The sequence below is a fragment of the Flavobacterium nackdongense genome (genome assembly GCF_004355225.1).
GTDB lineage: Bacteria > Bacteroidota > Bacteroidia > Flavobacteriales > Flavobacteriaceae > Flavobacterium > Flavobacterium nackdongense.
The window spans coordinates 2,265,371-2,291,159 of the sequence record NZ_CP037933.1; the positions used below are offsets into that span (position 1 = coordinate 2,265,371).

General features: G+C 35.1%; 29 protein-coding genes and 1 tRNA gene. 15 read left to right on the plus strand and 15 right to left on the minus strand.

Features of this window, described 5'->3' with window-relative positions; genetic code table 11:
- Nucleotides 1-2: 2 nt before the first annotated feature.
- The gene (locus E1750_RS09675; RefSeq protein WP_133276580.1) at nucleotides 3-1,544 is read left to right on the plus strand and encodes a glycine--tRNA ligase; all 1,542 of its coding nucleotides are present in this window, start codon (nucleotides 3-5) and stop codon (nucleotides 1,542-1,544) included.
- Between the two features lie 90 nt (nucleotides 1,545-1,634).
- Here E1750_RS09675 and E1750_RS09680 read toward each other — a convergent pair whose 3' ends face one another.
- Nucleotides 1,635-2,165 (minus strand): DUF3575 domain-containing protein, encoded by a 531-nt coding sequence (locus E1750_RS09680; RefSeq protein ID WP_133276581.1) that lies wholly within the window; start codon nucleotides 2,163-2,165, stop codon nucleotides 1,635-1,637.
- A 376-nt stretch (nucleotides 2,166-2,541) separates the two neighbouring features.
- On the opposite strand from E1750_RS09680, the gene E1750_RS17930 reads away from it, so the two are divergent.
- The 4 genes from E1750_RS17930 (at nucleotide 2,542) to E1750_RS09705 (ending at nucleotide 6,844) form a co-directional block, all read left to right on the plus strand.
- Nucleotides 2,542-3,531 carry a LytR/AlgR family response regulator transcription factor gene (locus tag E1750_RS17930; RefSeq protein WP_227873867.1) on the plus strand — a complete coding sequence of 330 codons (990 nt, stop codon included), beginning with the start codon at nucleotides 2,542-2,544 and terminating at the stop codon, nucleotides 3,529-3,531.
- 180 nt (nucleotides 3,532-3,711) lie between these two features.
- Nucleotides 3,712-3,966 carry a 3-oxoacyl-ACP reductase gene (locus tag E1750_RS09695; protein WP_133276582.1) on the plus strand — a complete coding sequence of 85 codons (255 nt, stop codon included), beginning with the start codon at nucleotides 3,712-3,714 and terminating at the stop codon, nucleotides 3,964-3,966.
- A gap of 134 nt (nucleotides 3,967-4,100) precedes the next feature.
- Nucleotides 4,101-6,134, plus strand: coding sequence for an ATP-binding protein (locus tag E1750_RS09700; protein ID WP_227873868.1), 2,034 nt, complete (start codon nucleotides 4,101-4,103; stop codon nucleotides 6,132-6,134).
- 11 nt (nucleotides 6,135-6,145) lie between these two features.
- Nucleotides 6,146-6,844: a response regulator gene (locus E1750_RS09705; protein WP_133276583.1), complete on the plus strand. Its 699-nt coding sequence runs from the start codon at nucleotides 6,146-6,148 to the stop codon at nucleotides 6,842-6,844.
- 46 nt (nucleotides 6,845-6,890) lie between these two features.
- On the opposite strand, the gene thiL is transcribed toward E1750_RS09705, so the two are convergent.
- From thiL to lepA, 6 genes are all read right to left on the minus strand, one after another.
- Nucleotides 6,891-7,940, minus strand: coding sequence for a thiamine-phosphate kinase (thiL, locus tag E1750_RS09710; RefSeq protein ID WP_133276584.1), 1,050 nt, complete (start codon nucleotides 7,938-7,940; stop codon nucleotides 6,891-6,893).
- A gap of 95 nt (nucleotides 7,941-8,035) precedes the next feature.
- Entirely contained in the window at nucleotides 8,036-8,338 is a 303-nt protein-coding gene (locus E1750_RS09715; RefSeq protein WP_133276585.1) for a type II toxin-antitoxin system RelE/ParE family toxin, read from the minus strand.
- A gap of 3 nt (nucleotides 8,339-8,341) precedes the next feature.
- Nucleotides 8,342-8,563 carry an addiction module protein gene (locus E1750_RS09720; RefSeq protein WP_165698030.1) on the minus strand — a complete coding sequence of 74 codons (222 nt, stop codon included), beginning with the start codon at nucleotides 8,561-8,563 and terminating at the stop codon, nucleotides 8,342-8,344.
- A gap of 151 nt (nucleotides 8,564-8,714) precedes the next feature.
- Nucleotides 8,715-9,713 carry a DNA adenine methylase gene (locus E1750_RS09725; RefSeq protein WP_133276587.1) on the minus strand — a complete coding sequence of 333 codons (999 nt, stop codon included), beginning with the start codon at nucleotides 9,711-9,713 and terminating at the stop codon, nucleotides 8,715-8,717.
- On the minus strand, nucleotides 9,713-10,327 hold the full coding sequence (locus E1750_RS09730; RefSeq protein WP_133276588.1) for a hypothetical protein: 615 nt from the start codon (nucleotides 10,325-10,327) through the stop codon (nucleotides 9,713-9,715). Before E1750_RS09730 ends, E1750_RS09725 begins: the two co-directional genes overlap by 1 nt.
- 48 nt (nucleotides 10,328-10,375) lie before the next feature.
- Nucleotides 10,376-12,172, minus strand: coding sequence for a translation elongation factor 4 (lepA, locus tag E1750_RS09735; RefSeq protein WP_133276589.1), 1,797 nt, complete (start codon nucleotides 12,170-12,172; stop codon nucleotides 10,376-10,378).
- 210 nt (nucleotides 12,173-12,382) lie between these two features.
- Here lepA and E1750_RS09740 point away from each other — a divergent pair, with 210 nt between their 5' ends.
- Nucleotides 12,383-12,760 (plus strand): DUF4345 domain-containing protein, encoded by a 378-nt coding sequence (locus E1750_RS09740; RefSeq protein WP_133276590.1) that lies wholly within the window; start codon nucleotides 12,383-12,385, stop codon nucleotides 12,758-12,760.
- A gap of 2 nt (nucleotides 12,761-12,762) precedes the next feature.
- On the opposite strand, the gene E1750_RS09745 is transcribed toward E1750_RS09740, so the two are convergent.
- From E1750_RS09745 to E1750_RS09765, 5 genes are all read right to left on the minus strand, one after another.
- On the minus strand, nucleotides 12,763-13,122 hold the full coding sequence (locus E1750_RS09745) for a hypothetical protein (RefSeq protein WP_133276591.1): 360 nt from the start codon (nucleotides 13,120-13,122) through the stop codon (nucleotides 12,763-12,765).
- 1 nt (nucleotide 13,123) lies between these two features.
- Nucleotides 13,124-13,606, minus strand: a complete 483-nt coding sequence (locus E1750_RS09750) for a DoxX family protein (protein WP_133276592.1) — start codon at nucleotides 13,604-13,606, stop codon at nucleotides 13,124-13,126.
- A 29-nt stretch (nucleotides 13,607-13,635) separates the two neighbouring features.
- Nucleotides 13,636-14,301 carry a GIN domain-containing protein gene (locus E1750_RS09755; protein WP_133276593.1) on the minus strand — a complete coding sequence of 222 codons (666 nt, stop codon included), beginning with the start codon at nucleotides 14,299-14,301 and terminating at the stop codon, nucleotides 13,636-13,638.
- A gap of 37 nt (nucleotides 14,302-14,338) precedes the next feature.
- The gene (locus E1750_RS09760) at nucleotides 14,339-14,692 is read right to left on the minus strand and encodes a hypothetical protein (RefSeq protein WP_133276594.1); all 354 of its coding nucleotides are present in this window, start codon (nucleotides 14,690-14,692) and stop codon (nucleotides 14,339-14,341) included.
- Nucleotides 14,693-14,811: 119 nt separating this feature from the next.
- A complete protein-coding gene (locus E1750_RS09765) occupies nucleotides 14,812-16,017 on the minus strand; it encodes a helix-turn-helix domain-containing protein (RefSeq protein ID WP_133276595.1) in 1,206 nt (401 codons plus the stop codon).
- A gap of 103 nt (nucleotides 16,018-16,120) precedes the next feature.
- On the opposite strand from E1750_RS09765, the gene dusB reads away from it, so the two are divergent.
- Nucleotides 16,121-17,113 carry a tRNA dihydrouridine synthase DusB gene (gene dusB, locus E1750_RS09770; RefSeq protein ID WP_133276596.1) on the plus strand — a complete coding sequence of 331 codons (993 nt, stop codon included), beginning with the start codon at nucleotides 16,121-16,123 and terminating at the stop codon, nucleotides 17,111-17,113.
- A 128-nt stretch (nucleotides 17,114-17,241) separates the two neighbouring features.
- Here the strand turns inward: dusB and E1750_RS09775 are convergent, their stop codons facing one another.
- On the minus strand, nucleotides 17,242-18,441 hold the full coding sequence (locus tag E1750_RS09775; RefSeq protein WP_133276597.1) for an ABC transporter permease: 1,200 nt from the start codon (nucleotides 18,439-18,441) through the stop codon (nucleotides 17,242-17,244).
- Nucleotides 18,442-18,444: 3 nt separating this feature from the next.
- Nucleotides 18,445-18,837 carry a 30S ribosome-binding factor RbfA gene (rbfA, locus tag E1750_RS09780; RefSeq protein WP_133276598.1) on the minus strand — a complete coding sequence of 131 codons (393 nt, stop codon included), beginning with the start codon at nucleotides 18,835-18,837 and terminating at the stop codon, nucleotides 18,445-18,447.
- 149 nt (nucleotides 18,838-18,986) lie between these two features.
- Between rbfA and mce the strand changes: the two genes are divergently transcribed.
- A complete protein-coding gene (mce, locus tag E1750_RS09785) occupies nucleotides 18,987-19,388 on the plus strand; it encodes a methylmalonyl-CoA epimerase (protein ID WP_133276599.1) in 402 nt (133 codons plus the stop codon).
- Between the two features lie 144 nt (nucleotides 19,389-19,532).
- Nucleotides 19,533-19,606 (plus strand) — tRNA-Ile (locus E1750_RS09790).
- Between the two features lie 471 nt (nucleotides 19,607-20,077).
- Here E1750_RS09790 and E1750_RS09795 read toward each other — a convergent pair.
- Nucleotides 20,078-20,665 carry a riboflavin synthase gene (locus E1750_RS09795; RefSeq protein ID WP_133276600.1) on the minus strand — a complete coding sequence of 196 codons (588 nt, stop codon included), beginning with the start codon at nucleotides 20,663-20,665 and terminating at the stop codon, nucleotides 20,078-20,080.
- A gap of 57 nt (nucleotides 20,666-20,722) precedes the next feature.
- Between E1750_RS09795 and pdxA the strand changes: the two genes are divergently transcribed.
- From pdxA to accC, 6 genes are all read left to right on the plus strand, one after another.
- Nucleotides 20,723-21,766, plus strand: a complete 1,044-nt coding sequence (gene pdxA, locus E1750_RS09800) for a 4-hydroxythreonine-4-phosphate dehydrogenase PdxA (protein WP_133276601.1) — start codon at nucleotides 20,723-20,725, stop codon at nucleotides 21,764-21,766.
- Nucleotides 21,767-21,856: 90 nt separating this feature from the next.
- On the plus strand, nucleotides 21,857-22,408 hold the full coding sequence (locus E1750_RS09805) for a YceD family protein (protein ID WP_133276602.1): 552 nt from the start codon (nucleotides 21,857-21,859) through the stop codon (nucleotides 22,406-22,408).
- 9 nt (nucleotides 22,409-22,417) lie between these two features.
- Nucleotides 22,418-22,612, plus strand: coding sequence for a 50S ribosomal protein L32 (gene rpmF / locus E1750_RS09810; protein ID WP_007137315.1), 195 nt, complete (start codon nucleotides 22,418-22,420; stop codon nucleotides 22,610-22,612).
- 174 nt (nucleotides 22,613-22,786) lie between these two features.
- Nucleotides 22,787-23,785, plus strand: a complete 999-nt coding sequence (locus tag E1750_RS09815) for a beta-ketoacyl-ACP synthase III (protein ID WP_133276603.1) — start codon at nucleotides 22,787-22,789, stop codon at nucleotides 23,783-23,785.
- A 22-nt stretch (nucleotides 23,786-23,807) separates the two neighbouring features.
- The gene (accB, locus tag E1750_RS09820; RefSeq protein ID WP_133276604.1) at nucleotides 23,808-24,284 is read left to right on the plus strand and encodes an acetyl-CoA carboxylase biotin carboxyl carrier protein; all 477 of its coding nucleotides are present in this window, start codon (nucleotides 23,808-23,810) and stop codon (nucleotides 24,282-24,284) included.
- A 96-nt stretch (nucleotides 24,285-24,380) separates the two neighbouring features.
- On the plus strand, nucleotides 24,381-25,727 hold the full coding sequence (accC, locus tag E1750_RS09825; protein WP_133276605.1) for an acetyl-CoA carboxylase biotin carboxylase subunit: 1,347 nt from the start codon (nucleotides 24,381-24,383) through the stop codon (nucleotides 25,725-25,727).
- Nucleotides 25,728-25,789: the final 62 nt, after the last annotated feature.

Consider the following 25,789-nt stretch of genomic DNA (forward strand, 5'->3'; position numbering starts at 1 on the left):
CTATGGCAAAACAAGAAGATTTATTTAAGAATGTGATTTCGCACGCAAAAGAATACGGATTTATTTTTCCGTCAAGCGAAATTTACGATGGTTTAAGTGCAGTCTATGATTATGCACAAAACGGAGTAGAATTAAAAAAGAACATACGCGAATATTGGTGGAAAGCGATGGTTCAAATGAACGATAACATCGTTGGCCTTGACGCGGCAATTTTGATGCATCCCACGACTTGGAAAGCTTCAGGTCACGTCGATGCTTTCAACGATCCTTTAATCGATAATAAAGATTCCAAAAGAAGATACAGAGCCGATGTTTTGATTGAAGATTATGCCGAAAAGCTAAATCTAAAAGCTAAAAAAGAAATCGAAAAAGCGAAAGTTCGTTTTGGAGACGCTTTCAATGAACAAGAATTCATCACCACCAATGCAAGAGTGGTTGAATATTTAGCCAAAGAAAGAGAAATCCTCGAAAGAATGGGCCGTTCTTTAGGAGCTGGTGATTTGGAAGATGTAAAAGCCTTAATCGAAGAATTAGAAATAGCTTGTCCAGAATCCGGTTCTAGAAATTGGACCGAAGTGCGTCAATTTAACTTGATGTTTGGTACCAAACTAGGCGCTTCTGCCGATACCGCAATGGATTTGTACTTGCGTCCGGAAACAGCTCAAGGAATTTTTGTAAATTTCTTAAACGTTCAAAAATCAGGAAGAATGAAAGTTCCTTTTGGTATTGCACAAACTGGAAAAGCGTTTAGAAATGAAATCGTAGCTAGACAGTTCATTTTCCGTATGCGTGAATTCGAACAAATGGAAATGCAATTTTTTGTGCAACCTGGAAAAGAAATGCAATGGTACGAACATTGGAAAAACGCACGTTTGAATTGGCATTTGTCTCTAGGTTTAGGAAAAGAAAAATACCGTTTTCACGATCACGAAAAACTGGCGCATTACGCGAATGCAGCTGCTGATATCGAATTCGATTTCCCTTTTGGTTTCAAAGAATTAGAAGGAATTCACTCTCGTACCGATTTCGATTTGAAAGCGCACGAACAATATTCAGGCAGAAAATTACAATATTTCGATGCTGAATTGAATCAAAATTATGTTCCTTATGTGGTGGAAACATCTGTAGGACTAGATAGAATGTTCTTGGCGATTTTTGCCACTTCCTTAAAAGAAGAAACTTTAGAGGATGGTTCAACAAGAACGGTTCTGAAATTACCAGCCGTTTTAGCACCAACAAAAGCAGCTATTTTACCATTAGTTAAAAAAGATGGATTGCCTGAAATCGCTCATAAAATCATCGATGATTTACGTTGGGATTTCAATGTAGCGTATGACGAAAAAGATGCCGTAGGACGACGTTACAGAAGACAAGATGCTTTGGGAACTCCTTTCTGCATTACTGTCGATCATCAAACTATCGAAGATCAAACGGTAACAATTCGTCATAGGGATTCAATGAAACAAGATCGCGTGGCGATTACCGACTTGAAATCAATCATCGAAAATGAAGTTTCGATGAAAAATTGGTTAATGAAGATGTAGTTTAAAAAATAGACCTCAAAGGTTTTTGAAACCTTTGAGGTCTTATGTATACTTAATTCGAAAGATGCTTCACCTAAAATGGAGCATTTTTTAGTTAAATCTATAACCTAATGTAATTCCCCCTCGACCAACAATTTCGTGATCAGTATCGCTACTATTGAATAAATTTCGACCCACACCAGCATTTATTTCAAACAAGAATCCACTTTTGGTGATCCACTTAGAACCTAAACCAAATCCTAGGGCAAAATCAGTTCTGGAAACTTCTTTATAATAATTATAAGAACTATTTTCGCCCGTGTAAAAAGAATCCTCATATGAATTTAAAGTTCCAAAACCTTCCACAAAAAATCCAGCTGCCGGTTTTTGGCCAAAGTAGAAGCGATAGTAAGGTGTCAAAGCAAATTTAGTGTCAAAATCTTCTGTAATTGCTAAAAAAACAGAAGCACCAAAACTAGTTTCCTCATTAATAATTCGTTCATAAGTGGCCTCAAAGGCACCCGCGACTAAGAATAAGGCATTGCCTTTGATTTCATTTTTAGGAAAATCAGCTTTTGGCTTTTCTTGGCTATAACCAATTGTAAAAAAAGACAAACTAAGTACTACTAATAATTTTTTCATATTTTTTGATTGATTTTAATTTGTTTTCAAATTTAAATGAAATTGTTCAGATTTTACATATAATATTATGATTTCTACATTAAAATATGAATTTTAACATATTAATAAATAGCAACTACATCAACGGAGTTTGTGTACTTTATCGGATTTATTTGCACTTCATCCAATTCTGTTAACATTTGTTAATAAAATATTAACAACTTAAATAGAAAAAGAGGTAAATGCTTATTTTTAGCTTGTTAAATAGGGTTTTTTTAAGAAAAAATATGAGATTCTATTGAACTAGTTTCCCCAAAACTACCAGAAATACTTAATAATTTGAAGTGTATTCTTCGAGAATCTAATGTTATGCCTAACGAATTAGGACAAAACATTGATGAATTTTCCGTACATTATTATTGACGACAATCAAGAAAGTGTTTTGAAAACTAAAGCGATTGCTGATGGTTTTTCGGAGCTTGTCTTTGTAGCTTCGGCCAATAACTATGCCGATGGTCTCCATCTAATTCTAGAACACAATCCCAAATTAATTTTCCTCGAAATTGATCCAGCCGATACATCGACTAACCTGTCATTGGCGCTCATCAACGAGTTGTATCGGTATCTTAAGGTTGTTCCGAAAGTAATTATTACCACTTCTAAAAAAGAACTAGCTTTTGACGCTATACAGTATGAAGTAGCGGATTATTTGATTAAACCGGTGCAAAGAATCGATTTTATAAAATTTATTTTAAAAATAAAAAAAACAGTTGACGAAGAGCCTTCTTCTTTCGTAGTTGAAAAACAAATATTCAACGAGCCAACTGTTCCAAAACCAGAACTACCTCTAAATAATTTTGAAGAAGACAAACAGGAGGAGACAGCTCCCATTCCTGAAGAAACAACTGCTCTTGAAACATCTACTTTCGAAGAACCAGCCGATCTTGAAACAACTAATAGTCCTGACGAAGAGTCATCGTCTGAAGAAGATACCATTCTACATATTCCAAAACAGAGGCTCGTTCCCATCTCAGAACAACCACTTATTCTATGTATCAAATCCTACGGCGACTATCGGTACATCGACGCAAGAGACATTTGCTATTTCCAAGCCGATAATAACTCAACGGATATTCACTTAAATACGGGTGAAATGGTTACCGCTTTCAAAACATTGAAACATTTTGAAGGCATTTTATCGGCTCCATTTGCAAGAATTCACAACAGTTATATTGTAAATAGCAGTTACATTTCTAGAATTCATACCGGAAATGCCGTCTGCTATATCAAAAACACTACTACAAAAATCCCGTTTTCTAAATCTTACAAGGAAAACATCGATGCCATTATCTCGGATTTTGCCAATGGCAATTATTTGGAAATATAAGAAATATTCATCCACCCAAATTTGAGGGTCATTCACTATCAAACGAACGCATTCTACCATAAACGCCCGTTTTCAGTGCGTTAATACAAATATGCTATGTAGTTTTACACCGTGATCCAGTGGTAGTCATTGGACACACAACTAAGTAAAACCTTATTAACAATATAAAAACCCCACATTATGAAAAAATCAATTTTAACAAGCGGACTACTAATTTTGGTAATGATATTAACGTCTTTCACAACACCTGAAACAAAAACTGACGCTGTTGGTTCAGGAATGGCTGGAGGCAATGTAAGACTGGATGCTGTTGGTTCAGGAATGGCTGGAGGCAATGTAAGACTAGATGCTGTTGGTTCAGGAATGGCTGGAGGCAATGTAAGACTAGATGCTGTTGGTTCAGGAATGGCTGGAGGAAATGTAAGATTAGATTAATTTTTTAACTAGAACATTAAATTAACGTTCTTTTAATTTCTACTATATATTTAAAGGTTGTCAAAATTATTGATAACCTTTTTTTATGTTTATATGTTTTATTTAGTATTTTTGACAATACTCAAAAATACTAATTGAAAAAAAACTATTACATAATAATAATTTCTCTACTGACAGTTCTTGGATGTACCAAGAAAAGTGCAGTTAATTCACTTTCAAATTCCCCAGAGGATAGTCTTTCTAGCTACCTCACCAAAGCAAATGATTTTGGCGCTACTACAAAGAAGAGACAGGAATACATACAAAAAGCCTTCAATATAGTTATCGAGCAGGATAACGATTCTTTACAAAGAACCAATTTGTTTAGAATAGCCAATCGGTATTATAACTTAAACGATTGGAATAAATACCGTGAAATTGCCAACATTGTTTTGCAAAAGGCAAAAATTAGTAGGGACAGCCTTAGTATGGCCAAAGCTTATAGTTACTTAGGTGATTATTATGGTTCCCAAGGAGTTTCCGACTCAGCCTTTGTAAATTATTTTAAATCAGAGAAACAGTATCTTAATCTCAAAGAAAATTACAACGCTTCCAGAACTCGACTAAATATAGCTTTACTTCAATTTAATGAAAGTGACCTACTAGGTAGTGAAATCTCTGTTTTTAAAGCTTTAAAAGCTATCAAAGGAGAAACAGCAAATGATATTGTTTATGAATCCAATAACCTTCTAGGATTAATATACAATGAACTTGGAGAATTTGCCAAAGCGATTGAATACCATAACAAAGCGTTACAAGGACTAGATAAAGCCCCTACCCCCATAGAGTTCCAATCTAGAGCCACATCCTTGAATAATTTAGGTTTAGTTTATCAGAATCTCAACAAAGACAAGCAAGCCATACCCTATTTTGAAGAAGGTCTAAAACAAAAACAAGACATTTTACTATACAAACCACCATTATATGCTATGCTATTAGATAATTTAGGCTATTCTCGCTTTAAGTTAAAAGAAAAAAAAGGACTACCTGGTCTTTTTTACGAATCTTTACGACTAAGAGATAGCTTGAAGTTAACTACAGGTATTATTGTTAATCAAATACGTTTATCTGAGTACTTTGCTGCCCAAGGGGATAAGGTAAAAGCGTCGAAATATTCAAACGAGGCAATGATAACTGCAAAAAACTCAAAAAACAAAAGAAATTATTTATTGCCACTCAAGCAATTGGCAATCATAGAACCAACAAAAGCAACAGAATACAACAAAGAATACATTCATATTAACGATAGTTTACAAAAAGCAGACCGAAAAATTGCAGATAAATTTTCACGTATTGAATATGAAACCGATGAAATCAAACAAGAAAACACGGATTTGACGGTTCAAAACCGGAACTTGGTTTATATTTTTGGCGGCATCTTAATATTAGGCTTGTTTTTGTATATCATCAAAGCACAAAAGGCCAAAAACAGAGAATTATTATACAAGCAAGAGCAACAAAAGGCTAACGAGGAAATCTATAATTTGATGATTTCGCAACAAAATGATGTTGAAACTATTCGGGTGATTGAGAAAAAACGTGTGGCGCAAGAATTGCACGATGGGGTTTTGGGCAGAATGTTTGGGGTTCGAATGAACTTAGACAGTTTGAATAAATTCAATGATGAGCTTGCGTCAGAGCAGAGAGACAGCTACTTAACGGAATTGAAAAATATCGAACAAGATATCCGCGAAATTTCACATGATTTGAGTAGGGAAAAATCGGATTTAATTAATAACTTCGTGGCCATAGTAGAAAAACTACTCGAAGAACAAAAAAAGACGTTCAAGGCAAAATTGGTTTCCTCAATTGATTCCACTATCAAATGGGATTTGATGAGTAACGCGATCAAAATCAATTTATACCGTGTGGTTCAGGAATCCATTCAGAACATCAATAAGTATGCTAACGCTCGCAACATAAAAGTTGAATTTAAAAAAGGAAATAACGAATTGTTTTTGCATATTAGCGATGACGGTGTTGGATTTAATGTAAAAAAGAAGAAAAAGGGAATCGGGCTGCAAAACATGCTTTCTAGAATAAATGAATGCGAAGGTACTTTTGAAATTCAATCAAAAAAAGGAGAGGGAACAAAAATTATGGTCGCCGTACCCATTAAAAAATCATAAATCACAATACAATGACATTGGATTCAACTACTGAAATAGAAACAATCAAAAACAACATATTGATTGTAGATGATCACCCATTTATAATTCAGGGGTACAAAAATGCGATTACCCGATACAATCCTAAGGAATATGAGTTTTTCATTACCGAAGCAAAAGATTGCGAATCAGGGTATAATGTCATAACAAACCCAGAAACAAGGGCTTTTGACATCGCTTTTTTAGATATTAGCATGCCTTCTTATGATGAAAAAGGTATTTTTTCAGGCGAAGATTTAGCTAAATTATTGAATGAATACATGCCCAATTGCAAAATTATTTTGCTCACAATGTACACCGAATTGCTCAAAATCAGAACGATAATAGAGGCAATAAATCCACTTGGATTAGTTATCAAAAATGATTTGACTTTCGACGAACTTCTTTTTGGCTTTAACAAGGTGATCAATAATGAAATTTATTACAGCCAATCCATCCAAAAAATGCTCGATCAGTCCGAATTTGAAACAATTGAAATTGATCTTTTTGATAAACAAATTCTTTTTCATCTGTCTAAAGGAACAAAAACCAAAGATATTCCGCAATACATCCCCATTTCGTTGAGCGCCATCGAAAAAAGAAAAATGAATTTGAAAAAATTACTAAATACAAAAGACGAAACCGATATTGGCTTAGTGCGAGAAGCTAAAGACAGAGGTATATTGTTTTAGTATTTATAAAATTAACCAAAAAACGGCATTTTAGAAGCCGTTTTTTTTATTCTTCACTCAAAGCATTCCAGCCACGAGCTTTCAAAGGAATTCGGGTATTGGCGCGAGTTACCAAATGGATTCCTTCGCTTTCTTGAGTCATATGACCAATAATGGTAAAGTTTGGATTTCCTTTTATTTTTTCGAAATCTTCCATTTTTATGGTAAAGAGCAATTCATAATCTTCGCCACCGTTGATGGCTACGGTTGTGGCATCAAGATTGAATTCTTCACAAACATTCATAAATTGAGGGTCAAGTGGTAATTTGTCTTCATATAAATTGCAACCTACATTCGATTGTTTACACAAATGCATAATTTCCGACGACAATCCATCCGAAATATCAATCATCGCGCTTGGTTTTATTTCTAAGGCGTGTAATAATGTCCGAATGTCTTTTCGAGCCTCAGGCTTCAGTTGGCGCTCTATTAAATAAGCATACGCATCCAGATCAGGTTGCGAATTAGGGTTTACCTGAAAAACTTGTTTCTCGCGCTCCAATACTTGCAATCCCATATAGGCTGCGCCGATATCCCCTGTGACAACGAGTAAATCGGTTTGTCCAGCTCCGTTTCTATAGACAAGTTCATTCTCGTCTGCTTCGCCAATAACAGTGACGCTGATGATCATTCCCTTTTGAGAAGAAGTGGTGTCACCACCTATAACATCTACCTTATATTCATTGGCTGCGAGTGTAATTCCTTCGAACAATTCTTCTAGAGCCTCAAGTGGAAACCGGTTGGAAACAGCTATCGTAACTAGAATTTGTGTCGCTTTGGCATTCATTGCACAAATGTCGGACACATTGACTACAACGGCTTTATATCCCAAATGCTTTAAAGGCATATAACTCAAATCAAAATGGACACCTTCGACTAAAATATCAGTAGAAACTACTACTTTTTTGTCCTTGAAATCCAATATAGCTGCATCATCGCCAATCCCTTTGAATGTCGAAGATTGGTTAATTTGAAAGTTTTTAGTCAAATGGTCAATTAATCCAAATTCTCCAAGTTGAGCGATACTTGTGCGTTGCGGTGATTTATCTTCTATCATTGTAGTTTTATTATTGAGTTTTGCAAAGGTACAAATAAGAGAAGGTAAATTTTTAAATTATAAACTGATAATTTACGCCGCTAAAGTTTGCATTATTAGCGTCTATTATTCCAAATTTCTGGATTTCTTGAAGTGTGAAAAACGGCAAAAACAGTAACAAATTTTGTGTTTTCATTGATTAAAAAATGAATCAAGAATGGAAATTTTTCAATTTTTCTACACCGAATTTGGTTGTATTTTATACTAAAGAGATATGGATTTTTTTTCAAAGCATTAATTTGCTTTTTCACTTGATTCTTGTAACGCAACCCCAATCCTTTCGACTGCATTTCATACCATTCGAATGTTTCTTCGATGTCATTTAAAGCATCCGTATCTATTTTAAAATGAAATCTCAAGTTTTAAAGCCCTTTTGATACCTCGTCCCAATCTAAAAGTCTTTCAGGATTGGTTTTTGCTTTTGCCATCCGGTCTAAAACAATTCGTTGATGTTCAACGGGTATTTCCATAGTATCATTCCAAATGGCATCATTCACTTTCAATCGATCTTTAGGCGAAAGTTGTTTCACAGCTTCAATCAATTGATTGACATTCAAATCGATGTTCAGTTTAATTGTTTCCATAAAAACAAAGTTAGTGAAAACATAATACCACAAACAAAATAAACTAATAATTTTCATCACCATTTTATAATCTTACTACCTAATTCTCTTTAATCCAAAAACTTAATACATACACAAACACTTTTCGATCTATCAAACCCATTTTTTGGTCTTAGCTTTTTTCTAAAATATGTAGAAATTCAGTGGTGCTGTTGGCAATATGATTACGATTTTCGGTTTTGTCGGCTTTAAATCTTTGGTAATCGGTTGTAGCCAAATCATATTGGCCATATTTCGACATTATGTTTCTAATTTCCTCTGCAGACATGAGGCCTTCGTTATTGTAACTTAGAAAAGTATAGCGAAAAGAAGCGTTTTTTATTAAATCTTCAAATGATTTTTTCACTTGAGACTTGCTGCAATAATTCGACCGGTTGTATTCGCGCAAACCAGTTTTCCCTCTTGGAATAAAGGAATCATATTTTGCTATAGTATTCAAAATATGATAATTAGCCCCGTACTGACGCGCATTGTAAGGTGGGTCTAAATACAGAATATCGCCTTCTATTTTTTGGATTAAAGCATTGCTATCTTCATTATAAACTTCGTGTTTGTTGGCATTAATTTCGAACAATGCAGGCTCTAAAATCAATTCTTTTTGTGCTGATTTTTTAATGTGTTTCAAGTAGGCGCCATAAACCGAAGCAGTATTAGCGACTTTGTCGGCACTTTCTAACAAAGAAGCTAAAAGAAAATAATATACATTCGAATGGATTTGATTTGAAGTTTTCCAATATTCAATTTTTTGACGAATGGCATCAATTTTTTTTCCGTTATTTTCAGAATAGTACAATCTTTTTGATGTTCCGTTTTCAGAATATTCATTAAAAACAAAACCTTCAACACCCTGTAATGCATTCAATTCTTCAATCAAAGCAGAGTAATCGAATGATTCGTGGTTTTCGATATAATTTTTGTTCAGCACAAAACTGTAGTATTCTAGGTCATTACTGATTACTTTCTTGACGTCTTTCTTGAAGCTTCGACCTACAATACCGGTTCCCGCGAACAAATCGCAAAACGTTTTTTGTGATAAATCACCGCCAACAGTTGAATTTACTGTGGTTGAAATGAATGAAGAAAGTTTTTGTTTTGAGCCTATATAATTCATTATTCATTTTCTATCCAAATGATGTCGGATATGATTTTTTTACTTTCTAATGTGATAGAAATAAGGTTATTTTCATCGAATTGAGCCATATACTCATCGATTTTATTTTTAATTAATCCCAGTTCCGATTTTAATTTCCAATGCGCCCCGTTTTGATCATACATCACAAGGAACAATCTATTTTCAAGATGTTTTCTTCCGTCTTGGCTTTGGTTCAGATACAGCCAAGTTATTAGTTCAGATGGATTTTTTTTGGCATAATCAATCGGTTTATTGAACCCTTTTGGGAATATCGAGGTTTTATGGTCAAAGGAAATTTTGTTGATAGAAAAATCGATTAATTTGTCATATTTATTTAGGTTAGGCGCCACCTTTTTATGCAAAGAAAACATTTTTTCAACTGCCATTGCGGACCAAAAATTATACCATCGGTTGAAGGAATAATTTTTTTCATCTTGGGTAAAATTTGACGTAACCTCAATTAACTTTTCGAAAGTATAGGTTGAATAAATGAAATTTGTTTTGGCATCCCAATCGTCTGATTGTTTTCTACCCCAAAAATAGGGAAATTGTAATCGTTCTTTTAACTGTGATTCAAGTCTAATAAAATCCATTTTTTGAATTTAGATAACAACTTTTACAATCCGATACTGACACTTTTTCTAATCATTCAACTTCAAAACAGCCATAAATGCTTCTTGTGGAATTTCAACATTTCCAACCAGTCTCATCCGTTTTTTTCCTTTTTTCTGTTTTTCCAATAATTTACGTTTACGCGAGATATCTCCACCATAACATTTGGCAGTAACGTCTTTACGAAGTGCTTTTATGGTTTCACGGGCGATGATTTTGGCTCCGATTGCTGCCTGAATCGGAATATCAAATTGTTGTCTTGGAATTAATTGTCGCAATTTCTCGCACATTTTTTTACCGATATCATAGGCATTACTTTCGTGAATTAAAGCCGAAAGCGCATCAACCGATTGCGAATTTAATAGCACATCAAGTTTCACCAATTTGGAAGTTCGCATTCCAATAGGAGAATAGTCAAAGGAAGCATATCCTTTGGAAACGGTTTTCAAACGGTCGTAAAAATCGAATACAATTTCGGCTAGTGGCATATCGAAATTTAACTCTACTCTTTCCGTTGTTAGGTAGGTTTGGTTGGTAATTAGTCCGCGTTTTTCAATACACAAAGACATTACGTTCCCCACAAAATCTGATTTTGTGATGATTGTAGCCTTGATGTATGGTTCTTCAACTCGATCTAGTTTTGAAGGTTCTGGCAAATCCGATGGGTTGTTTACGACAAAAGATTTTTCTGGTTCTTTTTTGGTATACGCCAGATAGGAAACGTTGGGAACGGTAGTAATTACGGTCATATCGAACTCACGTTCCAATCGTTCTTGGATGATTTCCATATGCAACATTCCTAAGAATCCGCAACGGAAACCAAAACCTAAAGCGGCCGAACTTTCGGCTGTAAATACTAAGGAAGCATCATTCAATTGGAGTTTTTCCATGGAGTTTCTCAACTCTTCAAAATCATCCGTATCTACAGGATAAATTCCGGCAAATACCATTGGTTTCACATCTTCAAAACCCTGAATCATATTGGTGGTTGGCGTTTTAGCATCGGTAATGGTATCACCAACTTTTACTTCTTTCGCTTCTTTAATACCTGAAATCAAATAGCCCACATCACCAGCAGATATCACATTTTTTGGCACCTGATTCAATTTCAATGTCCCCACTTCGTCGGCAAAATATTCATTGTCGGTGGCCATAAATTTTATTTTCTGACCTTTTTTGATTTCGCCGTTTTTTACACGGAAAATAACTTCAATTCCGCGAAAAGGATTGTAATGCGAGTCAAATATCAAAGCTTGCAACGGTTCATCAACATTGCCTTTTGGGGGAGGAATCCTTTCAATAATAGCTGCCAAAATATTTTCGACACCCAAGCCTGTTTTTCCCGAAGCGTGAATGATTTCATCGATTTTGCATCCTAATAAATCGACAATATCGTCGCTTACTTCCTCTGGATTAGCACTTGGTAAATCGACTTTGTTCAGAATAGGAATAATTTCTAAGTCGTTTTCCAAAGCCAAATACAAATTCGAAATGGTTTGTGCCTGAATGCTTTGCGCTGCATCCACAATCAAAAGCGCCCCTTCGCAAGCCGCAATCGAACGGGAAACTTCATACGAAAAATCAACGTGACCCGGAGTATCAATCAAATTGAGGATGTATTCCTCGCCTTTGTATTTGTATTCCATCTGAATCGCGTGACTCTTTATGGTAATCCCACGTTCGCGTTCCAGGTCCATATTATCCAGCAATTGTGCCTTTTCCTCACGAGCCGTTACAGTTTGTGTAGCGCCAAGAAGTCGATCAGCAAGCGTACTCTTTCCGTGATCAATGTGTGCAATAATGCAAAAATTCCGTATGTTTTTCATTCTCTTTTCCTGTAATTTTAGCCAATGCTACTGCATTTAGGTTGCAAATATAACGCAAAGTTTATATTATTAGCCGAAGTTTTTGCGGATACTCTTTTTTTAGAGTCAAATTTTAAGAATGATTCCTGTCCTAAATTTTAAATATTTTGGTTCGTGAATGCTATTTTTTGATACATTTAGATTTTAAATCTTTTTTAGATTACTACAGCGATGATTTTTATACAGTTGCATCTTATTATTTCCGCCCTTATTGTTTTTGCAATAGCGATGGTTTACGGATTTCATCCCAGCCTCCTATTTGATGTCGAAATTTCATCTTTTGACGAACATTCCATTTTTAAGGCTATAATGGGTTTGTATTTCGCTTTTGCAACGCTATGGACGATTGGAATTTTGAAGTCTGCTTTTTGGAAAATTGCTACAATTTCGAATATGATTTTTATGTTAGGTCTTGCATTTGGGCGTATTATCGCTATGATAATTGACGGATTACCTACGCCCATTTTTATAGTAGGAACAGCGGGTGAGTTGATTTTAGGAGGTTATGCCTTGTTTCAATACAAGAGGTGTTCCGATTCCGTTGAATAGTTTCACTCCTTTTTGCCAAAGGTCAAGGAAACATAAGTGGTATCTTTTTTAGCATCGAAATAGATTTTTCGGTTTTCACCCTCTTCAATAATATCATTTACAGCAAACTTAAATTGTGTGCAAATTCTGCCGGTATTGCTTGTTATGGCAACTTGGTAAATATGCGATTTGGTAGTTTTTTTCATAGGAAAATCTTCGTTCCAGGACAAAGGAGCATCCCAACCGCGAATACCTACTTTTTCGACATTATTTACTTTTGATACATCAACAGTATAGACCACAGTTCGCTTTTTTGTTTTTTGTACACAACTTGTAGCAAAGAATAAAAAAGTTGCGGCGGCGATGATAGTTAAGAATTTCATTTTAAAATCTATTTTTAGTTAGTAAATAATCAATTCCAAATCTTCCTGATCCTACAATCAAATAGAAGACCCCAATCCAGAGGAAACCCATTGCGGGCAAACAATTCCATAAGCCATTTTGAATTTGTTGCATAAAAATAGCCACTAGCATTGTGCATAGAATGAGAAAAGATGCGATTCGAGTTTGTATTCCCAAGGCTAGCATAATTCCGCCAAAACCCTCAGAAAAAGCACCCATCCAAGCGAAAAACCCCGGGAAAATTGCAAAAATTCCGCCATATTGAGCGACATCTTCTGGAAACCAGAAGGCGACTTCAAATAATCCTAATCCATAATCTGGATTGGACCACGGCAACCCAAATTTTGGCGATCCAAATTCAACGCTTAAAAGGTAGCTGCAAACAACTCTTGGAATCATTAAAATTAAATCTTGCGCCCAATGAGGCAAAAGAATTGGTTTTGTTATTTTTTGTAAAATCGTCATAATTAATAGTTTTAAGTGTGTTTGAAGTTCTAGTTTACGATTAAATCTCCGTTGCCTGATTTTTTAGAATTGGCATCAAATTTGGCTTTTCCTTTGTTGATGATATCTCCATTTCCAGTAAGTTTTGCCGAAAGTTCCTCAGAAACATTTACAATTAGATTTCCGTTTCCGGTACTTTTTAAAGTTGCTTTTTTTGCTATTAAATTTTCGGTATTTACATCGCCATTTCCGGTTTTGTTAATATCTAAAGAATCTATTGTTCCGCTAATTTTACTATCGCCATTTCCAGTATTTTCTAATCTAAAGTAGCGGCCAAAAACATTTTTGACTACCATATCACTATTCCCAGTATTTTTTATAACACTGGCTTCGGGCATCGTTATTTTGATTTTGAAATTTGTCTCTTCAATATACATTTTATTGTTCTTGTTTTCTTTAAACCGAACTTTTAATTCCATTTCAGATTGATTTTCGGTAAAAGTTAATAGATTTTCGAGGTTCTCATCGATGGTTACAGTAATACTCCAAGGTTTTCCAATTTCGACTTCGATTTTACCGTCTAAATCTTCAAAACTGACTTTGTCGAAGTTCTTGTAGTTGTAGGTTTTGCTGATAATTTTACCAGAACCTTTAAGTTGTGCGTTTGCAAAAATTGATGATAATGTCAATACTATTGCGATAATTAATTTTGTCATAATGCTGTTTTTATTTGATTATTACTATTTGTTTGGATTACTTATAAGTCATACCTAAATTCAAATCGCCTTTTACTTTCAATGTTACAGAGGCATATTCATCTCCTGTATTTTCTATAATTAAGGCGGCGTTTTTTTCTGTTTTAACGGTTATAGATTCTTGCGGTTTTATCAAGATAGGGGAATGAGTTCCGCCATCAATTGGTGCTTTATAAATTTTTAAGGTTGTTACCCCTTCATTTTTTAACCGTGTTTTAAAACTACCGTGTTTGTTGTTTCCTAAAACAAAAGTTTCCTTAGGTTTAATGGATGTATTTGAATTTAAAGAGCCAAAAACACCACAAGAAGTGGTCAAAATTAAGAGAGCCAAAGCGGCAATAATTGTTTTCATAATTTGAATTTTAATGATTAATAACAGGGCAAAATTGGGCAATTGACCGCTACCAATCGCTTCAAATTATGATTTGAGACCAATTGTATAGTTTCTGTGAAGTATTGTTTTTACTAGTATTACAGTGATTCTAAGAATTCTTTTGGCGTTTTTCCTGTGTTTTTTTTGAAAGCACGGTTAAAAGTAGCTTTTGAATTAAATCCGCAGTCAAAAGCAATTCCTAATAAGGTAGATTTTTTGTGCTCGCCGTTGGCAAATTTGATTTTGACCGCTTCAGTCCGATAATTATTGATACAATCATTAAAATTCATTTGAAAACCTTGGTTGATTGTTTTGGAAATGACCGCTGCGTTGGTTTCTAATTTTTTCGCAACATCAGTAAGAGTCAATTCGGGATTTTCGAACAGTTTTTCACCTTGGATTGCGATTTCAATTTTCGATTTCCAATAAGTGATTTCGGGCGAATTTGTTTCTTCAAAAACCTCGTGTTCAATATCAATTATACTTTCTGATGGATTGGTTTGATTTTCATTCAATAGTACAATAGGATTCTTATCAAAAAATGACATTTTGAAAGGAATTGTTGAGTTTATAGGATTGGAATAACCTGTAATCGCTATGTAATACATTACAATCGAAAAAAGGAGAAAAAACCACCAACTTCCCTGATACGACTGGATTTCTGGATACACTAATCCAATAATATCAAAAACAATTGGCAAAAGTAGCATCACCAAAAAAGCAATTAAATAGGTTTTTACCCATTTAAACAAAATAGCATCTGCAAAACTCACCACCTGAAATATTAGTTTTTTGTAAATGTTGTAATACCGAATACTCAGAACAAAATAAATAATCATAGACAACAATCCAAGATTTTGGTACCAATTTGCAAAATCTTTATCTGCGCCGTCCTTATAGAAGTAATAATCGCCAAAAATGAATTTGTCATACACCCAAATTATTAGGCTGTATAAAAGGTAGGCGCATCCGGGAATTAAATGAAACGCTTCCTTTTTTGTAAATTTAAAAGAAGGATTTAACAAACTTTGAGTGTAAAAAAAAATAATAGGCCCAATCAGGAATAAATGCTGAAAAGGGGTATAAAACAGGAAATCTCGATACGGTTGATTGTCATACCAACCGGCAAAACCAAGCATCCAAGGTGCAATGTATGAACTACATAAAAAAATAAAAAGGCTGAGCCAATAGTTGGATTTGTTTTCAGTTTTAACCGCTTTTACCAACAATAATACACCATAAATGATTCCCTGTGAAAAAGAAATAAGCAAGAGCGAACTATAAAAACCAAACTGAAAAAGCATAATGAAGTTTTTGTAAAAATAACTTTAAAATGGTTACAATAGCATTCCCAATATTAAATTTTATTACTAATGAATCTTAACTATCTTTGCAAAAAAATTAGTCTTGATAAAAATTGGCAACATAGAACTCCCTGACTTTCCGTTACTTCTAGCACCTATGGAAGATGTGAGCGATCCACCATTCCGTAGATTGTGCAAAATGCACGGCGCCGATTTGATGTATTCCGAATTTATTTCCTCTGAAGGATTAATTCGTGACGCCATCAAAAGCCGAATGAAATTAGACATTTTCGATTACGAAAGGCCGGTTGGAATCCAGATTTTCGGAGGAGATGAAGAAGCGATGGCGCTTAGTTCAAAAATAGTTTCCACAGTAAACCCGGACATAATTGATATTAATTTTGGCTGCCCAGTAAAAAAAGTAGTTTGCAAAGGAGCAGGTGCAGGAGTTCTAAAAGATGTCGATTTAATGATTCGCTTAACGCAAGCCGTTATCGATAGCACGCATTTGCCGGTTACCGTAAAAACCCGTTTGGGTTGGGACGATGATTCCATCAATATTGATGAAGTTGCCGAGCGTTTGCAAGACATTGGTGTTGCCGCTTTGAGTATTCACGCTAGAACTCGTGCCCAAATGTACAAAGGCCATTCCGATTGGTCGCACATTGCTAGAGTGAAAAACAACCCTAGAATCACGATGCCTATTTTCGGGAACGGCGACATTGATTCTCCTGAAAAAGCATTGGAATATAAAAACAAATACGGAATAGACGGCATTATGATAGGTCGCGCCGCCATTGGTTATCCTTGGATTTTCAACGAAATCAAACATTACTTCAACACAGGCGAACATTTGGCCAAACCAACTGTTTCCGATAGAGTCGAAGCCGTTCGGAATCACCTAACTTGGGCAATGGATTGGAAGGGCGAACGACTCGGAATTGTAGAAACCCGTCCGCATTATACGAATTATTTTAAAGGAATTCATTCTTTTAAAACTTTTAGACAAAAGCTGGTAACGCTCGATAAACCCGAAGAATTATTTGTTCATTTGAATGAGATTGAGGAAGCGTATGTCGGATATGAACTGGTATAAAAATCATTTTACCTACATTTCAAAGGATTAAAATCCGTTGCTACAAAATTTGTCATTCAAATGGAACTCTTACTCTACTACAAGAGCCATTGGATTGGTTATTTTCTAAGGCTGGATTGTATTCAGTTTTAATCCAACAATTTCTTACTCACTCTGCTACTGGCAATCAACGAAGCAATGAAGCCAAGCGTGACAATGGTTGCCAAAACAATCAATACGTTTTCGATAGAAAAAATCACTGGATAAGCCAGTGTTGGTGTAATCATTATCAATTCGAAATGTTGCTGTAGCAAGACGATTGCAATTCCTAAAAGCAATCCAATAATTCCACCAAAAACACTCAATAACGTGCCTTGCAGGAGGAATATTTTGCGCAAATCTTTGATTTCGGTTCCAAGATTGAGTAGTGTTTTTAGGTTTCCTTTCTTGTCTAAAATCATCATAATTAATGCACCAATCAGGTTGAAAAGCGCAATTACGATGACCAAGGTAAATATCAAATAAACCGCAAGATTTTCGGTATTCAACATTTTATACAAGGATTCGTTAAGTTGAGCTCTGTTCTTGACTGTAATTTTGTTGTCAAAAATAGTTTGTAATGAATTACTGACGACTGTTTCATTGGCGTCTTTCTTCATCTTTAACTCTATCCCCGAAATTTGGTTGGGTTTATATTCCAGTAATTCTTGTGCCAATCCCAAATCTGCAAAGACGTATTTAGAATCTAAATCTTCGCTGATGGCATAAATTCCAACAGGAATCACGGTTACTTTGTTGAAAGCATCTTCAGGATTTTCTATTGCTCCTTTGCCTGGTTTTGGCACTAAAACTTCCAGTGAATTATTATAATCCAGCAATCCCATCGAAAAAGCAGTAGCGATTCCGTAACCCGCTACAACTTCGTAGGTGTCTGGTTGTAACCATTCGCCATTATACAGCGTTTTTTTTATGGCATTCACCTTGTTGTAATTCGCATCGACCCCCTTCAAATAGGTAACTTCTTGTTTGCCGTCGAAAGTGAATAAAACCCGTTCTTCGATTATTTTACTGTACGAAGCAATCCCTCCAATGTTCTTAATTTGCGTTTCTTGGGTTGGTGAAATTAGAAAAGATTTTCCTAAAGTGCTGCTGATTTTTAAATCCGGGTCGATATCATTCGAGAACGAAAGACTAAAAACTTTCAATCCGCTAAAGACAGATAATACCACGAACAACGCCATCGCACCTACGATGATTCCCATGCTGGCAATGCGATTGATAATATTGATAGCATTGTTTTTACTGCTGCTAAAAATATAACGTTTGGCTATGTAGAGGGAGAAATTCAATTTTTATTGAAACTTGCGTTTGTCTAAAAGATCACGATTTTCAATGGGATTTTCTTTGTTAGAAAGCGCATTATCTATTTTTTCGATATAATCTAAAGAATCGTCTAAAAAGAAAACCAAATTCGGGACTTTACGCAATTGCAGGCGCACTCTTTGAGACAAATCGTGTTTTATTAATTTAGAATTGGCCTTTATTCCGGCTAAAGTTTCTTGGGCTTTTTCTTGTGGAAAAATGCTTAAATATACGGTTGCTACCGATAAATCTGTAGTTACACTAACCTTAGATACCGAAATTATCAAATTGGCCACTCTGTTTTTTCTCACCTCACCTTGAAGAATGTCGACCAAATCTTTTTGAATAACGCCTCCTATTTTTTTCTGTCTATTTGTTTCCATTGTGCAAAAATACAAATTTTTTATGCCCCAAAAGATTTATGCCTTAAAGTTTAGATTATTAACAATAAAAGCGCACTATCGAAGCCTTATTTTACTTATATTTACGGATAGCTTTGGATAATTACAAAGCGTTGAAAATTGCGAAAAAAATGAGAAAAATTGAACATATCGGAATTGCCGTTTCCAATTTAAATGAAACAGCAAAAATTTATGAAAAATTATTTGGAGCACCCGCTTACAAAGAGGAAGAAGTGGCATCCGAAGGGGTTAAGACCGCTTTTTTTAGCAGTGGACCTAACAAAATAGAACTGCTGGAAGCAACAAATCCCGAAAGCCCTATTGCAAAATTTATTGCCAAGAAAGGAGAAGGCATTCACCACATCGCCTTTGATGTTGAGGATATTTTTTCAGAAGTCAATCGGCTCAAAAATGAAGGCTTTATTGTTTTGAATGAAACTCCTAAAAAAGGAGCAGACAATAAACTAGTTGTTTTTTTGCATCCAAAAAGCACAAACGGTGTCTTGATCGAATTGTGTCAAGAAATTAAATAATTTTATTTACCACATAGTATTGAAGAAATCTAATAATCAAGAAGTTTCGTCATAAGGGATTATATTATTTATACGATTGAGAAAACTACTTCAAAAATAGTTGCAATAAATATAAATTAATACTATTTTTGCAACCGCATAAATGGTCCTATAGCTCATTCGGTTAGAGCAACTGACTCATAATCAGTAGGTGCTTGGTTCGATTCCAAGTGGGACCACAGTAAACCCTTCAAATCTTTGTTTTTGTGGGGTTTTTTTTATTTTTGTGTTAAATTATTGTATTTAATCGTCAAAAACGTGCGTTTAAACGATGAGCCTATTGTTTTATTGGTAAATAAAAATAACTTTGCGAACACTATTTTATAGATATTTAAGTTATATATTCATTTAATCTACTTTTTATTCTATAAAACGATTTATTTTCTAAATAAATTATGAAAATTATTGCAAATAAGTTTATTGTTACTGCGCTATTCCTTTTGGGTAGTCTTATTGCTGTGGCAGGACCTACTCCACCCGCTCCCAATCATAAGAAACCGCCCCCGCCGCCTGGTCTACCTATAGATGAAAACATTTTAATCTTCATCTTGTTTGCCATAGTTATAGGAATTTATTTCATTCACAATTACAATATAAAAACAAAAACTCCAATGTAAGTTGGAGTTTTTTGTTTTTGAACTATTGTCTTCTTATTTATTAGAATGTAATTTTGAAATATACTTCCCAATCAAATCGAATTCAAGATTTACTTTAGTACCAATTTCAAACGAATTAAAATTGGTATGCTCATAAGTATACGGGATAATAGCTACACTAAATTGGTTTTTTCTCGAATCTACAACCGTTAGACTCACGCCATTTACCGTAATAGAACCTTTTTCTATGGTAATATTGCCGATAGCATCGTCATATTCAAAAGTGTAGTACCAACTGCCATTGGTTTCATTGGCTACAATACACGTACCCACTTGATCTACGTGTCCCTGTACAATATGACCATCAAGTCGATCACCTAATCGCATTGCTCGTTCCAAATTTATACTATCACCCACATTAAGTTGTGCTAAATTTGTTTTTTTTATGGTTTCGGCAATAGCTGTTACTGTATATAGGTTGTTGTCGATAGCCACTATCGTCATGCATATTCCGTTATGGGCAACACTTTGATCAATCTTAAGTTCATCAGCGATGGAGGATTCGATAGTAATATGAACGTTGTCTTTGTCTTTTTTAATTTCTTGAACTTTGCCAAGGGATTCTATAATTCCTGTAAACATTTCTTATTTTATTTTACTAAATTTGCACTTCAAAATTAGCAATAAATCCCTGATGTCATGACAAAAAAAGCAGAAAATATAATAGTTGGAATTTCAATTGGAGATTTAAACGGTATTGGAAGCGAAATTATTCTAAAAACATTCGAAGATTCTCGAATGTTAGAATTGTGTACGCCGGTAATTTTTGCCAATGTAAAAATTCTTTCTTTTATAAAAAAGACCCTTGAATCAACCGTGATGCTCCAAGGTATTGATCGATTGGATCAAATTGTTTTAGGAAAAATCAATGTTTTGAATGTCTGGCAAGAAGGTGTAGATATCAATTTTGGAGTAAATGACGAAAATGTCGGAAAATATGCCACCAAATCATTTGTAGCCGCCACAAAAGCCCTTAAGGAAGGAAAAATCGATGTTTTAGTGACGGCACCAATAAACAAATACAATATTCAAGCTGAAAATTTTAAATTTCCAGGACATACCGATTATCTGGATCAAGAACTAGAAGGCAATGCGTTAATGTTGATGGTTCAAGACAATCTCAGAGTGGGACTATTGACGGATCATATTCCTTTGAATGATGTTGCATCGCATCTTACCGAAGAACTGATTGTCAAAAAAATTGAAACTATAAAAAAGACCATAATTCAAGATTTTAGCATCAATAAACCTAAAATTGCCGTCTTAGGTCTAAATCCGCACTGCGGAGATGGAGGCGTTATCGGAAAAGAGGATGATACCATTTTAAAACCAACCTTAAAAAAAATATTCGAAAAAGGAACATTAGTTTTTGGTCCTTTTGCCGCCGATGGTTTTTTCGGGAGTCATCAATATGATAAATATGATGCGGTAATTGCAACTTATCACGATCAAGGACTAATCCCCTTCAAAACATTGTCTTTCGGAAACGGAGTAAATTATACGGCAGGTTTAAATAAAATTAGAACATCGCCTGATCACGGAACGGCTTACGACATCGCGGGCAAAGGCATTGCAGACTATAATTCGTTCAAAGAAGCAGTTTATTTGGCTATTGATGTTTTCAATTCCCGAAATGAGTACGCTGAAATCAGTCAAAAACCGCTGAAAACAAAAGAAAAATAGATATAAATAAAAAAAGATAAATAAGATTATTAGATTTCCAATAATTTTATATCTTTGCACTCCCGAAGTTTCGGGCAAATTGTTGTTGAAATGAACAAGACGAAAGAATATTTAATTCCTTTTATAGGATTAAAGCTAGGGAAACATCATTTTGAGTATCAAATACATAAGGCGTTCTTTGAAATCTTTGATTATCAAGAATTTAATAATTCAGACATCAAAGTAAATGTAGTTTTAGAGAAAAAAAACAACTTTTTAGAGTTGGCTTTTAAGCACAAAGGAACTGTTAATGTGCCTTGTGATATGACAAACGAAGAATTTGATTTGCCTGTTAAAGGTAAGATGAAATTGATAGTGCGTTTTGGAGATGCTTTTAATAATGACAACGAAGAGTTGCTCATTTTGCCACACGGAGAGTTTCAAATCGATATTTCACAATATATTTATGAAATGATTGTGCTTTCAGTTCCTCTAAAACGAATTCACCCCGGAATAAAAGACGGGAGTTTGCAAACTGAAGCCCTGACAAAGCTGAAGGAAATGACAGTAAAAGAAGTAAAAAAAGAGCATAAAAAAGAAGAAAACAAAGAAAATATTGACCCACGTTGGGACAAATTAAAGCAACTATTAACGGATAAATAATATAGTAAAATGGCACATCCTAAGAGAAAAATCTCCAAAACAAGAAGAGATAAAAGAAGAACACATTACAAAGCTACTGTAGCGCAAATCGCAACTTGTCCAATTACAGGAGAAGCACATTTATACCACAGAGCCTATTGGCATGAAGGAAAAATGTATTACAGAGGGCAAGTTGTTATAGATAAATCTGTAGCTGTTGCTTAATACTTTTTTGTAAATGATATTTAAACTCTCACCATGTGGGAGTTTTTTTGTTGTTTATAATTTCTGTTAAATTACAACTATTAAAATAAGAAGGATTAAAAAAAAAATTGTAATTTTCGAGTCCTTTAGAAATTTATTTAAATAATAGCATTTGGCTAGAAAAAATAGAATATAATGAATAAAATCACAGCCGCAATCACAGCTGTTGGAGCCTACGTTCCGGACTACGTGCTGACAAACAAAATTCTTGAAACCTTAGTGGACACCAATGATGAGTGGATTACCACTAGAACAGGAATCAAAGAAAGAAGAATTCTAAAAGATGATACTAAAGGAACCTCATTTCTGGCTATAAACGCCGCTTTAGACCTTATTGAAAAAGCGAATATCGACCCATTAGAAATAGATTTGGTACTATTGGCTACCGCAACTGCCGATATGCCCGTGGCTTCGACTGGGGCGTATGTTGCCACCAAAATTGGCGCTACAAATGCTTTTTCTTACGATTTACAATCCGCTTGCTCTAGTTTTTTGTTCGGAATGTCAACCGCTGCAGCCTACATAGAATCTGGAAGATATAAAAAAGTATTACTCATTGGTGCAGATAAAATGTCCTCGATTGTCGATTATACCGATAGAGCCACCTGCATTATTTTTGGCGATGGCGCTGGAGCCGCACTATTCGAACCCAATTATGAAGGTTTAGGATTGCAAGACGAATACTTGCGAACAGATGGTGACGGAAGAGAATTTTTGAAAATGACAGCCGGCGGTTCACTATTTCCTGCCTCCGAGCAAACCATAAAAGACAATCAGCACAATATTATCCAAGACGGTAAAACAGTTTTTAAATACGCTGTTACCAATATGTCGGACGCTTGCGATATTATAATGCAAAGAAATAATTTGACCAATGATGATGTTGCCTGGCTAGTACCGCACCAAGCCAACAAGAGAATTATTGATGCCATCTCTAGCAGAATGAACTTAGAAGATTCAAAAGTATTAATGAATATCGAAAGATATGGAAACACTACTTCGGCAACTCTTCCTTTAGTTCTTAGCGATTTTGAACATTTGTTTAAAAAAGGAGATACAATTATATTTGCCGCTTTTGGCGGAGGATTCTCTTGGGGATCTATTTATCTAAAATGGGCTTACGACAAAAAATAAAATTAAATTAAAACAAACAATTATGGATTTAAAAGAAATTCAAAATCTAATCAAATTCGTAGCAAATTCTGGTGTTGCCGAAGTTAAATTAGAAATGGATGATGTAAAAATCACCATTAGAACAACTCTAGAAGGAAACGTTTCTGAAGCTACTTATGTTCAAATGCCGGCTCAACCTGCGCTACAACCTGTTGCAGTTCCTCAGCAAATAGCCCCAGCGCCTGCCACTCCAGCAGCTCCAGCGGTTGAAAACTCAAATTATGTCACAGTAAAATCGCCTATGATTGGTACCTTTTATAGAAAACCATCTCCAGATAAACCTATGTTTGTTGAGGTGGGAAGCACTGTTGCAAAAGGTGATGTACTTTGTGTTATCGAAGCAATGAAATTATTTAATGAAATCGAATCTGAAGTTTCTGGGAAAATAGTTAAAATCTTAGTAGATGATATGTCCCCGGTAGAATACGATCAGCCATTGTTTTTAGTAGATCCCTCATAAAAAGTTAGAAGTTAGAAGTTAGAAGTTGGAAGTTCTATTCTTGCTTCATAATTTAATGTCTAATGGACTATTGTCTAATTATCTAATTAAAAGATTATGTTTAAAAAAATATTAATTGCAAACAGGGGGGAAATAGCACTTCGTATTATTCGAACTTGTCGAGAAATGGGCATCAAAACCGTAGCTGTTTATTCTACAGCAGATGCCGATAGTTTGCACGTAAAATTTGCTGACGAAGCAGTTTGTATAGGACCGCCACCGAGCAATTTATCCTATTTAAAAATGTCGAATATCATTGCCGCTGCCGAAATTACCAATGCAGATGCGATACATCCAGGCTATGGATTCCTTTCTGAAAATTCCAAATTTTCTAAAATTTGCCAAGAACATGGTGTAAAATTCATTGGCGCTTCTCCTGAAATGATCGACAGAATGGGAGATAAAGCTTCTGCCAAAGCCACAATGAAAGCCGCAGGAGTTCCCTGCGTTCCCGGTTCTGACGGTTTACTAGAATCTTTTGAACAAGCACAAAAACTTTCCAAAGAAATGGGTTACCCGGTAATGCTGAAAGCTACCGCAGGTGGCGGAGGTAAAGGAATGCGCGCCGTTTGGGCCGAAGAGGATTTGCTTAAAGCTTGGGAAAGTGCTCGTCAAGAATCAGCAGCAGCTTTTGGAAATGACGGAATGTATTTAGAAAAACTTATCGAAGAACCCAGACATATCGAAATTCAAATTGTTGGTGATTCTTTTGGCAAGGCCTGTCACCTTTCGGAAAGAGATTGTTCGGTACAAAGACGTCATCAAAAATTGACCGAAGAAACACCTTCACCATTTATGACTGACGAATTGCGTAATAAAATGGGCGCAGCAGCCGTAAAAGCAGCTGAATTCATTAAATACGAAGGCGCAGGAACCGTAGAATTTTTGGTCGATAAACACCGTAATTTCTACTTTATGGAAATGAATACCCGTATTCAAGTAGAACACCCAATTACCGAACAAGTTATTGATTATGATTTGATTCGAGAACAAATTTTAGTTGCTGCTGGTGTGCCAATTTCTGGTAAAAATTATTTGCCGCAATTACACGCTATCGAATGCCGAATCAATGCTGAAGATCCTTACAATGAATTTAGACCTTCACCAGGAAAAATAACAACACTTCATATGCCCGGTGGCCACGGTGTTCGTCTTGACACACACGTGTATTCAGGCTATACCATTCCGCCAAATTACGACTCGATGATTGCCAAATTAATCACAACGGCACAAACCCGTGAAGAAGCCATTAGCAAAATGCGAAGAGCTTTGGATGAATTTGTAATTGAAGGAATTAAAACAACTATTCCGTTCCATAGACAATTGATGGATGATCCAAAATACATAGCTGGGGATTACACCACTGCCTTTATGGACAGTTTTAAGATGAATAATCTAGAATAAAAACAATACAATTATAGTAATTAAACCCCGTTTTCTGATGGAAAACGGGGTTTTTTGTAAGT